The organism is Lactivibrio alcoholicus (assembly GCF_055390895.1).
The window spans coordinates 1154961-1168533 of sequence record NZ_AP042471.1 but is presented as its reverse complement, the minus strand read 5'-3'; the positions used below and the strand labels follow the sequence as shown (position 1 = coordinate 1168533).

Annotated in this window: 12 protein-coding genes, 2 pseudogenes and 1 riboswitch; of the genes and pseudogenes, 7 read left to right on the top strand and 7 right to left on the bottom strand. The window is 63.9% G+C overall.

Annotation, left to right across the window (positions count from 1 at the left end; translation table 11 throughout):
• Window positions 1–10: 10 nt before the first annotated feature.
• From ACZ5IU_RS05560 to ACZ5IU_RS05535, 6 genes and pseudogenes are all read right to left on the bottom strand, one after another.
• On the bottom strand, window positions 11–697 hold the full coding sequence (locus tag ACZ5IU_RS05560) for a precorrin-2 C(20)-methyltransferase (RefSeq protein WP_464421199.1): 687 nt from the start codon (window positions 695–697) through the stop codon (window positions 11–13).
• Window positions 694–1551: an ABC transporter substrate-binding protein gene (locus tag ACZ5IU_RS05555; RefSeq protein WP_464421198.1), complete on the bottom strand. Its 858-nt coding sequence runs from the start codon at window positions 1549–1551 to the stop codon at window positions 694–696. The genes ACZ5IU_RS05560 and ACZ5IU_RS05555 overlap by 4 nt, the downstream gene beginning before the upstream one ends.
• A pseudogene (locus tag ACZ5IU_RS05550) lies at window positions 1536–2201 on the bottom strand (ABC transporter ATP-binding protein); the annotation flags it as partial. The pseudogene ACZ5IU_RS05550 and the gene ACZ5IU_RS05555, both read right to left, overlap by 16 nt.
• A gap of 95 nt (window positions 2202–2296) precedes the next feature.
• Entirely contained in the window at window positions 2297–3301 is a 1005-nt protein-coding gene (locus tag ACZ5IU_RS05545) for a FecCD family ABC transporter permease (protein ID WP_464421197.1), read from the bottom strand.
• A complete protein-coding gene (locus ACZ5IU_RS05540; RefSeq protein ID WP_464421196.1) occupies window positions 3301–4188 on the bottom strand; it encodes a sirohydrochlorin cobaltochelatase in 888 nt (295 codons plus the stop codon). The genes ACZ5IU_RS05545 and ACZ5IU_RS05540 overlap by 1 nt, the downstream gene beginning before the upstream one ends.
• Before the next feature lie 176 nt (window positions 4189–4364).
• Window positions 4365–4528: riboswitch (cobalamin riboswitch) on the bottom strand.
• Window positions 4529–4578: 50 nt separating this feature from the next.
• Complete coding sequence (locus ACZ5IU_RS05535; RefSeq protein WP_464421195.1) at window positions 4579–5181, bottom strand: histidine phosphatase family protein; 603 nt, start codon at window positions 5179–5181, stop codon at window positions 4579–4581.
• 174 nt (window positions 5182–5355) lie between these two features.
• Here ACZ5IU_RS05535 and ACZ5IU_RS05530 point away from each other — a divergent pair, with 174 nt between their 5' ends.
• The 3 genes from ACZ5IU_RS05530 (at window position 5356) to ACZ5IU_RS05520 (ending at window position 8435) form a co-directional block, all read left to right on the top strand.
• On the top strand, window positions 5356–6168 hold the full coding sequence (locus ACZ5IU_RS05530; protein ID WP_464421194.1) for a MerR family transcriptional regulator: 813 nt from the start codon (window positions 5356–5358) through the stop codon (window positions 6166–6168).
• A 242-nt stretch (window positions 6169–6410) separates the two neighbouring features.
• Window positions 6411–7892, top strand: coding sequence for an AlkA N-terminal domain-containing protein (locus tag ACZ5IU_RS05525; protein ID WP_464421193.1), 1482 nt, complete (start codon window positions 6411–6413; stop codon window positions 7890–7892).
• Window positions 7893–7895: 3 nt separating this feature from the next.
• The gene (locus ACZ5IU_RS05520) at window positions 7896–8435 is read left to right on the top strand and encodes a methylated-DNA--[protein]-cysteine S-methyltransferase (protein WP_464421192.1); all 540 of its coding nucleotides are present in this window, start codon (window positions 7896–7898) and stop codon (window positions 8433–8435) included.
• Window positions 8436–8542: 107 nt separating this feature from the next.
• Here ACZ5IU_RS05520 and ACZ5IU_RS05515 read toward each other — a convergent pair whose 3' ends face one another.
• Entirely contained in the window at window positions 8543–8920 is a 378-nt protein-coding gene (locus tag ACZ5IU_RS05515) for a pyridoxamine 5'-phosphate oxidase family protein (protein WP_464421191.1), read from the bottom strand.
• Between the two features lie 12 nt (window positions 8921–8932).
• Here ACZ5IU_RS05515 and ACZ5IU_RS05510 point away from each other — a divergent pair.
• From ACZ5IU_RS05510 to ACZ5IU_RS05495, 4 genes and pseudogenes are all read left to right on the top strand, one after another.
• Window positions 8933–9256: pseudogene (locus tag ACZ5IU_RS05510) on the top strand (Rid family hydrolase).
• 68 nt (window positions 9257–9324) lie between these two features.
• Window positions 9325–9966: a lactate utilization protein gene (locus ACZ5IU_RS05505; protein WP_464421190.1), complete on the top strand. Its 642-nt coding sequence runs from the start codon at window positions 9325–9327 to the stop codon at window positions 9964–9966.
• A 147-nt stretch (window positions 9967–10113) separates the two neighbouring features.
• A complete protein-coding gene (locus ACZ5IU_RS05500; protein ID WP_464421189.1) occupies window positions 10114–12612 on the top strand; it encodes a glycyl radical protein in 2499 nt (832 codons plus the stop codon).
• Complete coding sequence (locus ACZ5IU_RS05495) at window positions 12612–13529, top strand: glycyl-radical enzyme activating protein (protein WP_464421188.1); 918 nt, start codon at window positions 12612–12614, stop codon at window positions 13527–13529. Before ACZ5IU_RS05500 ends, ACZ5IU_RS05495 begins: the two co-directional genes overlap by 1 nt.
• Window positions 13530–13573: the final 44 nt, after the last annotated feature.

Below are 13573 nucleotides of genomic sequence, written 5' to 3'. Positions count from 1 at the left end.
GAGAGGCCGCCTAGCGCCGCCTGAGAAGCTGCACGACGCCCAGATACTCGCCGGAAGGCTCGAGCGCGGCGTTTCCCTCGGTTATTTTCTCGTCCGCAAGTCCCGCCCGGTCCACGCGAAGCACGGTCGCCCATGGTCCGGTGGAGATCACGACCTCGCGAAGCCCCTCCCCGAGAGCGGAAGGCTTGTAGATCACCGCCGCATCCGCGTTCCTCAGAAGTTCGCGAACGGACGAAAGCGGCGCCGTTCCGGAAACCACCGCGAGCGATTCGGGACCGAGCGCCAGAAAACGCCGCGCCCGACACGACGCAAGCGAATGGGCGGATACGCCGGGAACGAGCTCCAGCTCGATGTCCGGAACTTCTTCGCGAAGGACGTCGTAGAGATACGCGGCCGTCGCGTAGAGCGCCGCGTCGCCGATCACGGGCATCGCGAGCGTTGCGGCACGTTCCCAGAGCGGGCGGACCCGGTCGAGTTCCCGGCGGATCGCGGCGTTTCGCCGCGCCTCGTCCCGGATCATCGGGAAGGTCAGCGGAATGACATCCCGCACGGAATGATGCGCGAGAATCCCCCCGGCGACGCTCTCCCTTCCGGATTCCGGGACGAAAACCGCATCCGCTTCAGCGAGGATGCGCAGCGCCTTCGGGGTTACGAGCTCCGGATCGCCGGGACCGAGCCCGACACCGTAGAAAATCACCGCCGATCGCCCTCCTTCGGGAAAAACAGGGAACGCAGCCGTGCGACGCCGCTCCGCAGGCGCAACAGGGACGGACGGCTGATCTCCTCTTCGCCGATCACGGCGATCCGCGCGTTCCCGAGGGCCGAGACCCACGGCCGCGAGCGGACCTCTTCCTCGTTCACGGGGTTCATTGCGCCTACCTGTACAAGGTACACGTCGAGCCCTTCGGCCGCAAGGGCGAGAAGGCGTTCCTCCCCCCACGAGGCGAGCGGGCTGTCCGCGCGGAGCGGCCGGGCGTCCGCAGCGGCGTTTCTGCCGCCGGCGAGTTCGATCATGTGGGCCGCCCAGGACGTCGGGGAACATGTCTTGAGTCCCTTCGAGGAGCTCTCGAGAAAGACCGCCGGACGCCGATTCCCGGACGGAACCGGGGAGGCGAGTTCCTTCACCGAGTCGCGCCACGAGCGTTCCGCCTCCATCGCGCCGAGCAGTTCCCCAAGTTTGCGCAGATAGGTCTCCATCGTATCCCACGTCGGGGCCGGAAGAAGGACGACGGAAACGCCGCTCCGTTCGAGCGTCGCGACCGTTCCTTCGCTCAGCCCGTCGGCCACGGGCCGAAGCAGCACGAGATCCGGCGCAAGCGAGAGGATTCGTTCCGCGTCGGCCCTGCGCGGCAGACGCACGATTCCCGGGAAAAGCGCCTCGTCGTCCCCCTCCGATACGGCGACGAGATTCTTTCCGAATCCGAGGGCGAGGATGTTTTCGCTGTGTCCCGCATAGAGCGACACGATCCGGTTCGCCGCCTCGATCTCCCCGAGGGGCGCGAACGCACACGCAACCGACAGCGCCAGAACCGCGATCAGACGGCGCGCCATATATTTTTCCCCCTTCCCCTCCCGACGGACTCGAACGGAACGTCGTAGACCTCCGAGAGGATATCCTTCGTAAGTGTCCCTTCGACGGTTCCCGATGCCACGAGGGCCCCGTCTTTCAGAATCCACACGCGATCCCCGAATTCCGCCGCGAGATTGATGTCGTGAACCGCCGCGACGACCGTCCGTCCCGCAGCCGCAGCCGCCCCGAGAAACCGGAAGAGGCGGAGCGTGTGGCGCGGATCGAGTGCGGACGACGGTTCGTCGAGAAGAATGACTTCCGTATCCTGCGCGATCACCTGGGCGATCACGGCGCGCTGGCGCTCTCCTCCCGAAAGGGCCGGGACTCTCCGCGACAGGAGATCCCCGAGCTCCATCGCGTCGATCGCGCATCGCACCGCGGCACCGTCGCCGTCGCTCATGCCGCGCAGAAAGCGGCGGTGGGGAAGTCGCCCCATCTCGACGACCTCCCGGACGGTGAACGGAAACGACACCGTCGGCGACTGGGTCACGACGCCGACGAGACGCCCTCTCCGGCGCGCCGGAAGGGACGAAAGCTCCGTTTCGCCGACCCGAACGCTTCCGGAAAACGGCATACCGCCTCCGAGGACCCGCAGAAGCGTGCTCTTTCCGCTGCCGTTGGGACCGAGAACGAACGTCACGGCCCCCGCGGGGAAAACGCCGCAGATGTCCCGCAGGACGACGCGGGATCCGTAGGCGGCGTGAAGCTCGGAAACGACGACGCCGGTCATGTCCGTCCCGCTCGCTCCCGGACGAGGATCCAGCAGAAGACCGGCCCTCCGATGAACGACGTGATGACGCCGACCGGCAGTTCGTTCATCGCGCGCGCGGTGCCGTCCGCGACGGAAAGGAGCAGCGCGCCGCCGAGAAACGACGCGGCGAGGAGCTTCCTGTGGGACGGACCGAGGAGCATTCGGAGCAAATGGGGACCGATGAGCCCGACGAAGCCGATGATGCCGTGGAACGAGACGGCCAGGGCCGTGGCGAGAGAGGCGAGTGCGAGCAGACACCCGCGGACGTTGCGTTCGTCGACGCCAAGGTACGTGCCGCGCCGTTCGCCGAGGGACATCGCGTCGAGATCGCGGGCCCACCAGAGGGCCGCGGCAAGGAGAACCGCCGATGAAACGCAGACGCACAACGCACCTTCGGGTGTCGCACCCGAAAAACCGCCCATGAGCCAGAAGACGATTGACGAAAGTTTCTCGTCCGCAAGGGATTTCAGCAGCGTGACGGCCGCGGAGAGAAACGAGCTGACGACGATGCCGGCGAGAACCATATGGGCCGGAGAACCGCCTCCGGAACGCCGCGAGAGCGATATCGAAAGCGCGAGGGCTCCGAGCGCTCCCGCAAAGGCCGCACCCGGGAGCCAGACGCCTCCCAGATGGATTCCGACGGAAGCCCCCAGCGCCGCCCCGGCGGCGACGCCGAGCGTGTACGGTTCGGCGAGCGGATTGCCGAGGAGTCCCTGCAGCACGACCCCCGACACCGCGAGGGATGCCCCGGCCCCGAATGCGGCGAAGAGACGCGGAAGCCGCACGAGACGCACGACGGCGATCTCCTGCGGAGACGCCCCCGAAACGTCGCCGGAGAGAATTCCGAGAACGGCGCCGAAAGGGACGGGCATCTCTCCCGCGAGAAGACGCCACAGGGCCGTCCCTCCGAGAAGGAGAAACAGCCCCGCGAACAGAACGATCGGAGAAACGGTTCCGCTCCCGCGCCTCTCCGGACCCACTATTTTCGCGCGGCCTCCCTGATGTGCCCGACGAAAAGCTCCGTAAGCCCAGCGGCATCGCCGAGGCCTTTCAGAAGCGCGTTCACGGAATACCCCTCCTTCGAGAGAACGGAAAGCCACGACTCGGGATCGTCCTTTGCGGACATGTCGTTTTTCGCATGGTCTCCGGCGACGACCATGAACGGCACGAGCGTCACCTTCGACGGTTTCATGGAAGCCAACCGCCGCTTCACCGTGTCGAGATCGGGGTACCCCTCGACGGTGCCGATCACGAACGGAAGGGCCGCATCGTCGAACATGAGCTGCATCTGCGCGTAGGCGGCATTGGCGGAATGATGCGTGCCATGCCCCATGAAGACCACGGCGCCTCCGTTTCCGGCAAGTTCGCCGTACTCCTTTTTCAACAGCGCCACGGTCTTTTCGTAGTCCTCATGGGTTTCGAGAAGCGGCGCGCCGAGATTCAGCGACGAAAAGGCGTACTTTCCCTCGATACCCCTCAGGGAACGCACGACCGAAGCCAGCTGGTTGTATTCCTCCCCCGGAATGATGTGCAGCGACTGGACCGTCACCGAAGAAACCCCCTCGTCCTGCATTTTCGCGAGCGCGATCAGCGGGGAATCGAAAGCGATCCCTTCCTCCTTCAGCACCTTGCGGCGGATGATGTTCGACGTGAACGAGAGGCGGACATCAGCCTCGGGAAACGCTTTTTTCACGCCGTCGACGATCTTCGCGATCGCCCCGCGCGCATCGGGTTCCGACGTCCCGAAAGCGACGAGCAGAATGCCCTCTTTCGCTTTCGCCCTGCCCTTTTCCGCCGCGACCGCGGCGAAAGCCGACGCGAACAACAGACACAGACACAACGCAGCTGCAAACATCTTCCTCTTCATCCTTTTCCCTCCCGTAGCGTGATAAAAGGCGTACGCCTTTTCCGGATCCGTTCCGGATGCCACGGAACGACTCGGGAGACAAAAAAGGACCGTTCTCTCCGGAACGGCCCCTCTCGATGAACGCGCACTTTCACCAAAACAATGCATAACGAAGGCGGCCTCGATTCCTCGCGAGTCATCCCGTTTTTCGCCGAACCGGTCTCCTGGCTCGCCTTCATCCTCCACCATCCCTTCCCGGAGCCGAGACTCCGGTGGTGCGACGGTTTCGTCAGGCTTACAGTGGCGGGTCCGCGCCGGATTTTCACCGGACTTCCCGAACATTCGGCGGAAGAAGCGCCAAAGCGCTCCGAACACGATACTATGCCCCGGGGGAACGGCTGTCAAGCGATCTCACAGATGCGGCGTCCAATTCACGCGCCTCACGGTCAGATACTCGCCGGTGCGCTCGATCACGTGAACGCCGCAATAATCCTGCATCACGGAAAAAAGATTCTCCCACGGCATCCCGAGAATCGAGAAGAGGATCGTCTTGAAGATCCCGGCATGCGCCACCACGAGAATGGATCCCTCTTCGCCGGAGAGGGCGCGGAACGCGGGCATCGCGCGACGCTGCGCATCCGGGAAACTCTCTCCGCCCGGAGGGGCGAAACGCGCGAAGTTCCGTTCCCGGGCTGCAAACTCCCGAGGATCCCGCGCCGCTACGTCCGCAAGCGTGCGCATCTCCCACTCCCCGAACGAAAGCTCCCGGAGCTCCGGGACTTCGGTCCGCAGGATGTCCCGGCCATCGGCTATGACGGCGGCCGTCTCGGATGCGCGCAACATCCCGCTGTGGCAGACGCGAACGAGAGGAATCGGCATGAATGCCGTCCTGAGGGCGGCGGCCTGCTCCCTGCCTTCACGCGAAAGGGGAAGATCCGTGCTTCCGACGAAACGCATCTCGCCGTCCGGAAGCTCCGGCCGTCCGTGACGTACGAGGTAGAGCGTCGTTTCCATCTCTGTCCCTCCTTCACACCGGAAAAATCTCTCTCACCTCCGGTATTGTACCCAATGCCCGACGGGCGGTATTCTCTCTATCGCGGAAGCGGGACGACGAAAATCCTTTCTTGACTCTCCCCCCGCGGGAAGGTCTATTCTCGATCCATCGCACGAAAACGGGAGGCGACGCGCATGACGGACCACCTGATCCCCATCGGACGCTTTTCGACGCTCTGCAGGCTCTCGGCCAAAACCCTGCGGTACTACGACGAGGTCGGGCTCATCAGCCCCGCCCTCGTGGACCAGACGACAGGGTACCGCTACTACGGCACGTCGCAGATCCTGGAGGTCGAGCGCGTCCGCGTTCTCCGGGAGCTCGAGATGCCGATCGACGACATCCGCCGCTTTCTGGCCGAACGGAACCGCGCCGTCCTGCGCGACATGCTCGCGCTTCAGGAACGGCGGCTCAGCGACCGGATGGACCGCCTGCGCTCCTCTCTCGAATTCCTGCGAAAACTCGTGGACCGGGAGGAAGAAATCATGACATACCCCATCGGCGTGAAGGAAGTGCCCGAAATCCGGGTCGCCGGCGTCCGCTACCGCGCGAACGCCGGCACGATCGGCGAATTGTACTGCCGCACGTATACGGAGATCCTCGACGCGGTGCGCCGCTCCGGCGGCAGGATGGCCGCCCCGCCGATGCTCGTCTACCACGCGTGCGACGACAGCGCCGACGACTGGGACGTCGAAACCTGCGTGCCCGTCGAGGGGGAGGTCGTCCCCTCCGGCAATGTCCGGATCCTGACGCTTCCCGCCTGCACGGCGGCCTATACGATCCACGTCGGCCCCTACACGGAACTCGCGAGAACGTGGACGCGCCTCACCGAATGGATCCGAGAGCGGGGGCACGAGTTCGCGGGGCCGGCGCGCGACATCTACCTGAGCGACCCGGGTCAGACGGGCCCGGCCGACCTGCGCACCGAGATCCAGTGGCCGATCCGGTAGAAGGAGAGGCGGACCCGGAAAAGAAGGAGCGACCGAAAGAGTCGCTCCTTCTTTCGTTGTATCGGTCCGCTCTCCCCGGCGGCAGCGTTTCTCAGCCCGCGAGCCGTTTCGCTCCGGGTTCCGCTTCTCTCCGATACGGAACCAGTCGGTTGCCCGTGACCTCTCAAGGGATATCCATGTCCGAAAACTGCGAGCATCCCTGAAGATATATGATGTAATGGTTCAAAAAGGAGAATGCGTCAATGATCGAAGAAAAAGACGGCGCCTTATACGCCGCGTTCAAATCGAAAGACCCGCGCTTCGACGGACGATTCTTTGTCGGAGTCTCCTCCACGGGAATTTATTGCCGTCCCATCTGTCGGGCACGACTTCCCAGAGCGGAAAACTGCACGTACTATGCAACCGCAGCCGAAGCGGAACAAGCGGGATTTCGTCCGTGCCTGCAATGTCGCCCCGAATTGGCGCCCGGACTCGCACCAGTCGATGCAATGGCGTCCCTTGCACATAAAGCCGCAAGGCTGATCGAAGAAAATTGCGGGAACGATGAGAGCCTCACCGAACTTGCCGGCAAACTCGGCTGCACTGACCGTCACCTTCGCCGTACGTTCACGGCCGAATATCATGTGACGCCCGTTCAATATCTGCAAACCTGCCGTCTGCTCTTCGCGAAAAGCGTTTTGACCGACACCGGCCTTTCCGTACTGGAAGTTGCACTGGCTTCCGGCTTCGGAAGCCTGCGGAGATTCAATGATCTGTTCAAAAAACGATACAGACTCACTCCCACCGCTTTGAGGAAAGAAGCCTCCGTCGCAAAGAAACGGGATGAAGGCAGCATCACGCTGGCGCTCGGGTACAGGCCGCCGTATCGGTGGGAACAAATTCTTGCCTTCCTTGGCCTCCGCTCGATCCCCGGCGTGGAAACCGTAAAAGAGAACGCCTATTTCCGAACCGTCCACCTCGTCACAGGGGAAAGGAAACACCTGTATGGCTGGATACGGGTCAGCGATCAACCGCAGAAAAGCGCTCTCTCCGTAACGGTATCCGCTACGCTCCTGCCCGTTCTGCCGCAGGTGTTGAGCCGGGTGCGCCGACTGTTCGACCTGTATTGCGAACCGGACGCGGTACAAGAAGCCCTTCTTTGTATGAATGACATCAAACCCGGTTTGTTTCTTCCCGGAATTCGCGTCCCCGGCTGTTTCGACGCGTTTGAAATGAGCGTCCGGGCCGTTCTGGGCCAGCAAATCACCGTAAAGGCGGCGACAACCCTGGCCGGAAGATTTGCGGAAAAGTTCGGCGCGGCAATCGATACCGGTATCGAAGGGCTGGCCCACGCCTTCCCCTCGCCGGAAGTCATTCTCACGCTGGAAGCACCCGTCGAGAATCACCTTGGCCCGCTTGGAATCATCGCCGCCCGCGCAAAGACGATCCTTGCTCTGGCAGAGAGGTTTTCAAAAGAAGCGATCGGTTGCGGATTTTGCGTACAGCCGGAAGACGAAATCACGAAACTGATGGAGCTTCCCGGCATTGGCCCATGGACGGCACAGTATATCGCCATGCGCGCGTTTGAATGGACAGACGCCTTTCCCGACACCGACCTGGGCGTGAAAAAGGCGCTCGCCCCTCTGGGCAGAAAAGGAATTCTCGCTCTCGCGGAGCATTGGCGGCCGTGGCGTGCCTATGCAACACTGTGTCTCTGGAACTCCCGTGAGAGTCAGGGGGGATAATGAATGTATCATTCAACGCTTTATTCATCGCCGGTCGGATCGCTTACGCTGGCAGGGAATGACGAAAGCATCGTCGGCCTGTGGTTGGAGAACCAGAAATATTTCGGCGACACCGTATTGGGACAGCATATCCTGAAATCGGAAACTCCGGTTCTGCGCAAAGCGAAAGAATGGCTTGACCGGTATTTCGCGGGAGAAAAACCCGCCGTTTCCGAGTTGTCGCTTGCCCCTGACGGCAGCGATTTCCGCCGGGAAGTCTGGCGAATGTTGTGCGAGATCCCCTATGGCGAAGTGACCACCTATTCCAGGATCGCGAAAAGGATGGCCGTACGCATGAACAGGGAAAAAATGTCTGCGCAGGCGGTCGGCGGAGCGGTGGGACACAACCCGATCTCCATCATCATCCCGTGTCACCGGGTTATCGGCACAAACGGAAGTCTGACCGGTTACGCCGGTGGAATCGGCAATAAGCTCAGGCTGCTGGAATTCGAGGGCGTCGATCCCTCGCGATTTTACGTACCCGCAAAGGGGACTGCACTATAAGAAAGTTGTGTTGCCTTGCCCCCTCCAGACCCTGCACATGGTATTGTGCAAGATCTGGAGGGAGGCAATCACGTTTTTCATACATATACAATTGGAACCGGAAAAGGCTACAGAAGCTTTTTCGCCCCCGACCAGACCTCTTCGACCTTCAGCGCCGCGGCCGCATGTCCGGGATGTTTCGCCGGGTTCCACGTCTTCATGTCGTCGAAGACGGGTCCCTCCGTGCGGTATTCGATCCGTCCCTTTACCTGGAACGCCTCGCCGCCCTCCGTCATGAAGAGCGCGGAACCCTTGCTCCCGGCGAGGATGTTTTTCCGCGTCTTGTCGAAATAGTTGTCCGCGACGACGATCGTCTCATCGTCGAACAGGCTCACGCAGGTGGCGTAGATGGCGTTCGGAAGTCCGTCCGCGTCGACTGTCGCGAAGACGATGGCTCCCTTTCTGTTATTCCACGCTTTTTGAACGTCTTCAGGAATCTTCGGCATCGTGTCCTCCCTGTGATATGTTTTTCAGATTTGTTCGAAATAGCGGCGATCTTTTCAGTGGATGGAGCATACCACCGGCGCGGTGATGGCGCAACGTCGAGGCAGACGGAACAGGTTCTGAAGAACGTCGGCGCCCTGCTGGCGGCCGAAGGGTTCTCGCTCGCGGATGTCGTCGAGGCGACCGTCTTCGCGACGGACATGGGCGCGTTCGCAGCCGTCAACGAGGTCTAAGCCCGATTTTTCACGTCCGAGCCGCCCGCCAGGTCGTTCGTCGAAGTCTCCGCGCTCCCGAAAAACGCCCTTGTCGAAATCGAGGTCATTGCGTATAAGAAGTGACGAAGGCGAAAACTTTGGCGGCACCGTGATTCTTTCGCGGCGGCCGAAACAGGGGAGGCGCGTTTTCGATGAACGAACACACAGCGCGACATCATGACGTAGTGGGGAAAAAGGTCGTCGAGACTCTGACGAAGAACGGCTTTCAGGCTCTGTACTGCGCGACGAAGGCCGAGGCGGCGGAGGCGGTCCTGCGGCTCGTCCCGGAGGCCGTCACGGTCGGCGTGGGCGGATCGTGGACGATCGTCGAACTCGGGATCCTCGAGACGCTGAAGGAGCGGGGCTGCACGATCCTGAACCACAACGCCCCGGGGCTTGACGCCGCGGAAAAGCTTAGGATCCGGCGCGCGCAGCTGACCTGCGACGTCTTTCTGACCGGCTCGAACGCCGTGACGATGGACGGACGACTCGTGAACGTCGATGGGACGGGCAACCGCGTCGCCGCGATGATCTTCGGGCCCGGAAAGGTCATCGTCGTCGCGGGGATCAACAAGGTCGCCCGCGACTTGGGCGCCGCGGAGGAACGCATCCGGAGCGTCGCCGCGCCCGTGAACAACAGCCGGATCGGCCTGCCGAACCCCTGCGTGAAGACCGGGGAGTGCATGGACTGCCAGGGGCCGACGCGGATCTGCAACGTCACGACGATCATCGGCAAGCGCCCGAACGCAACCGAAATGCACGTCATCATCGTGGGGGAGGATATGGGGTTCTAGAAGAACGGACGCGGGGCGGAACCGGGGCGGCTCTTCGGGAGCCGCCCTTTTTTGTTGACAACTCACCCCCCGCCCTGTAGCGTTATTGTCCGATACGGCAGTCTCTTCGCAATGTTGCCCAATATTCTTCGGAGGAGGAAATCGAAGATGGACGGACAGAACGACGCTCCCGTTTCGCGCGAGATCGCGGGGTCGCCGTCGACGGCGAACGTTCGGCTCATGCGGGACCGGTACCTTTCCGAGCCGCTCTACGTCGACGTGGAGTACATCCGGCACTATACGGACGCGCACCGGAGGACGGACGGCATGAACGTCCTCGAGCGCCGCGCCGAGTGCCACGCCTGGGCCATGGAGCGCCTCACGCCGTCCATCCGCGACGGTGAGCCCTTCGTCGGCGGCAAGACGCGCTACGTCCGGGGCGCGATTCCCTACTGCAACTATGCCTGCGGCTACGTTCTGCGCGAGCTGCGGCACGAGGAGCAGGAGGCGCAGGACAGCGTCACAGACCTCGGAACGGGCGGCGGGATCGGTGCGGGGCGCGAGATCTCGGGTAAGGGCGGCTATTCGTTCTTCGGCGGCAAGTTCCTGCTGTCGCACGAGGACCGCGAGACGCTCAAAAGCTGCGCGGAGTACTTCAGCGGAAAGTGCATGCAGGATGTCGGCGACGCGCTCTGGAAGAGCGTCTACCCGCAGGCGTCGTACATCGAGAACGGCTGGAAGGCCGTGCTCTACACCGCGCCGCACGACCCGGCCCCCGAGGGGCGCTTCGTTCTCGACTTCGAGACGGCGCTGGCCGAAGGCCTGAACGGCGTCATCGCCCGGGCCCGCGCGAAGATCGCCGAAACCTCCGTGACGGACTGGGAGTCGGCCGAGAAGCTCTACTTCTGGCGCGCGTCCATCCGCGTGCTCGAAGCGACGATCGCGTGGGCGCGGAACTATGCGGCCGCCGCGCGCGACCTGGCCGCGTCCGAAAGCGACCCCTCACGGAAGGCGGAGCTTCTCGCGATCGCGGAGCGCTGCGAGCGCGTCCCGGCGGAGCCCCCGCGCGACTTCCGCGAGGCAATCCAGGCCTTCTGGTTCGTCTACCTCGCGGGGCACATCGAGGGCTCGCACCTCGGGTATTCGCCCGGACGCTTCGACCGCTACATGTATCCGTACTACAAACGCGACATCGACGCGGGCCGGATATCGAACGGAGAGGTCCTCGAACTCCTCGAGGCGCTTCGCGTCAAGATGACGGAGATCGAGTACGTCGCCTCCTTCTCGTGGGAGGGGCTCGGGTCCGGGAACCTCTTCCAGAACATGATCCTGGGCGGCGTGGACGAACACGGCCGCCCCGCCGACAACGAGCTGTCGATGCTGATCCTCCAGGCGGCGATCAACTGTCGCACGACGCAGCCGACGCTCTCGATCTGGTACGACGACGGCCTGAGCGACGAGTTTCTCCTGAAGGCCGCGGAGTGCGTCAAGACCGGGTGCGGCTTTCCCGCGTGGTTCAACCTCAGGGTGTTCGCGCAGCACGAACTCCAGAAGAGCGGCTCGCCGCTCTCCGTGATCCGGAAGTACGCGGCGATGGGCGGCTGCACGGAGCCGACGCTCGAGGGCATGAGCCACGGCATCGTCCAGGCGGGGTTCGTCAATCACGGCAAGATCCTCGAACTCGCGATGAACGGCGGCGTCGACCCCCGGACCGGAATCGCGTTCACGAAGACCGCCGTCCCGGCGAACACGGACGAGCTTCTCGCGGCCTACGAGGTCCACATGAGGGACGCGGTCGGCAACTGGCAGCGCTACTGGAACTACGTGATGGCGGCGCACCGGCAGACCTGCCCGCTGATCTTCTCGTCCGCCCTGGTGCGCGACTGCATCGCTCGCGGCAAGTCGCTCGACGACGGAGGGGCCGTCTGCAACGGCACGCCGACGACGCTGAGCAGCGGCCTCGTCAACGCGGTCAACTCGATCGCGGCCGTCCGGAAGCTCGTCGACGAGGACAAGGCCTGCACGTTCGACGAATTGCGCTCTGCGTGCCTGTCGGACTGGGAGGGGCGCGGCGACCTCAGGCGGCGCGCGCTCGACGCGCCGAAGTGGGGCAACAACGACGACGCTGCGGACCGCGTCTACGAGGACCTTTTCGACCGGTACTGCGATGTCGTCGCGGCGCAGAAGAACTATCTCGGCGAGCCCTACGACCCGTCGATGCTCGCGATCACGACGCACACGCCGTTCGGGAAGGCCTGCGGCGCCACGCCCGACGGTCGCTCGGCCGGAGACGCGCTCGCCGACGGCGTCACGTCGCCCTACCCCGGGACGGACGTGAACGGGCCGTTCGCGGTGCTGCTGTCGTCGTCGAAGATCGACCACACGCGCATCCGGGGCGGGCTCCACAACATGAAGTTCCACCCGAAGACCGTCTGGGGCGTCGAGGGCTCGAAGAAGCTCCTGTCGCTCATCAAGAGCTACTTCGACCGAAACGGCTTCCAGCTCCAGTTCAACGTCGTCGACGGCCGGATGCTCCGCGACGCGCAGGCGCGCCCCGAACTCTATCGCGACCTTATCGTCCGCGTGGCGGGGTTCAGCGCGTTCTTCGTGGAACTCGGGAAGCCCGTTCAGGACCAGATCATCGAGCGGACCGAGCACAGTCTGTGATGGGGCTCGCCGAAGGGACGGTCTTCGACATCCAGGACCTCGCCGTCACGGACGGCGCGGGGCTCCGAACGGTCGTCTTCCTGAAAGGGTGTCCGCTGCGCTGCCTCTGGTGCGCGAACCCCGAGGGACAGGAGCGCGGACGCGAACTCATGCACGTCCGGTCGACGTGCGCGCGCTGCATGGCGTGCGCGTCCGTCTGCCCCTCGGGGGCCGTCTCGGTTGGGAGCGACGGAGGCCCCGTCTTCGCGCGGGAGGCGTGTTCGCGGTGCGCGGACACGCCCTGCGTCGCGCGCTGCCCGACGCGGTCGCTCCGGACGGTCGGACGCGAATGGACCGCGGACGCGCTCTACGCGCGCCTGCGGCAAAACGCGATCTTCTACCGGAACTCCGGCGGCGGCGTCACGCTCTCCGGCGGCGAGGCGCTCGCGCAGCCCATGTTCGTCCGGGACTTTCTCGCGCGCTGTACGGCCGTGGGCCTGTCGGTCGGCGTCGAGACGTGCGGCTTTTTCGACTGGGAATCGGTCGAACCCTTCATCCGCGATTTCGCCTTTTTCTTCTTCGACGTCAAGTGTCTGGACGACGACGTCCACCGGCGCGTCACAGGGCAGGGGAACGGGATCATCCTCGGGAATCTCGAACGCCTCGCGGGGCTCTGCGCCGACAGGATCACGGTCTCCGTACCCGTCGTCGGCGGGGTCAACGCGAACGCGGACTTCTTCGGGGCGCTCGCGCGGCTCTGCGCCCGGATCGGGATCGGAAGCGTCCGGCTGCTGCCGTATCACACGCTCGGGGTCTCGAAGTACGAGGGGCTCGGGCGCGCGTATCGCATGCCCGACAGCGCCTCCGTGGAACCGGAGGAAATCGGAAGGTTCGCGGAACTCCTGCACGCGGCCGGGATCGCGTGTCGCGTCGACTAGCGTTCGGAGGCGGAAGCGGCGTCCATCGAGCCCGATTGTATCCC

Bases quoted from the DNA above. Each gene is read 5' to 3' on its own strand.
- ACZ5IU_RS05555 (WP_464421198.1), bottom strand. From the start codon at position 1,551: ATGGCGCGCCGTCTGATCGCGGTTCTGGCGCTGTCGGTTGCGTGTGCG.
- ACZ5IU_RS05525 (WP_464421193.1), top strand. From the start codon at position 6,411: ATGATCGAAGAAAAAGACGGCGCCTTATACGCCGCGTTCAAATCGAAA.
- ACZ5IU_RS05530 (WP_464421194.1), top strand. From the start codon at position 5,356: ATGACGGACCACCTGATCCCCATCGGACGCTTTTCGACGCTCTGCAGG.
- ACZ5IU_RS05515 (WP_464421191.1), bottom strand. From the start codon at position 8,920: ATGCCGAAGATTCCTGAAGACGTTCAAAAAGCGTGGAATAACAGAAAG.
- ACZ5IU_RS05520 (WP_464421192.1), top strand. From the start codon at position 7,896: ATGTATCATTCAACGCTTTATTCATCGCCGGTCGGATCGCTTACGCTG.
- ACZ5IU_RS05505 (WP_464421190.1), top strand. From the start codon at position 9,325: ATGAACGAACACACAGCGCGACATCATGACGTAGTGGGGAAAAAGGTC.
- ACZ5IU_RS05535 (WP_464421195.1), bottom strand. From the start codon at position 5,181: ATGGAAACGACGCTCTACCTCGTACGTCACGGACGGCCGGAGCTTCCG.
- ACZ5IU_RS05500 (WP_464421189.1), top strand. From the start codon at position 10,114: ATGGACGGACAGAACGACGCTCCCGTTTCGCGCGAGATCGCGGGGTCG.
- ACZ5IU_RS05540 (WP_464421196.1), bottom strand. From the start codon at position 4,188: ATGAAGAGGAAGATGTTTGCAGCTGCGTTGTGTCTGTGTCTGTTGTTC.
- ACZ5IU_RS05495 (WP_464421188.1), top strand. From the start codon at position 12,612: ATGGGGCTCGCCGAAGGGACGGTCTTCGACATCCAGGACCTCGCCGTC.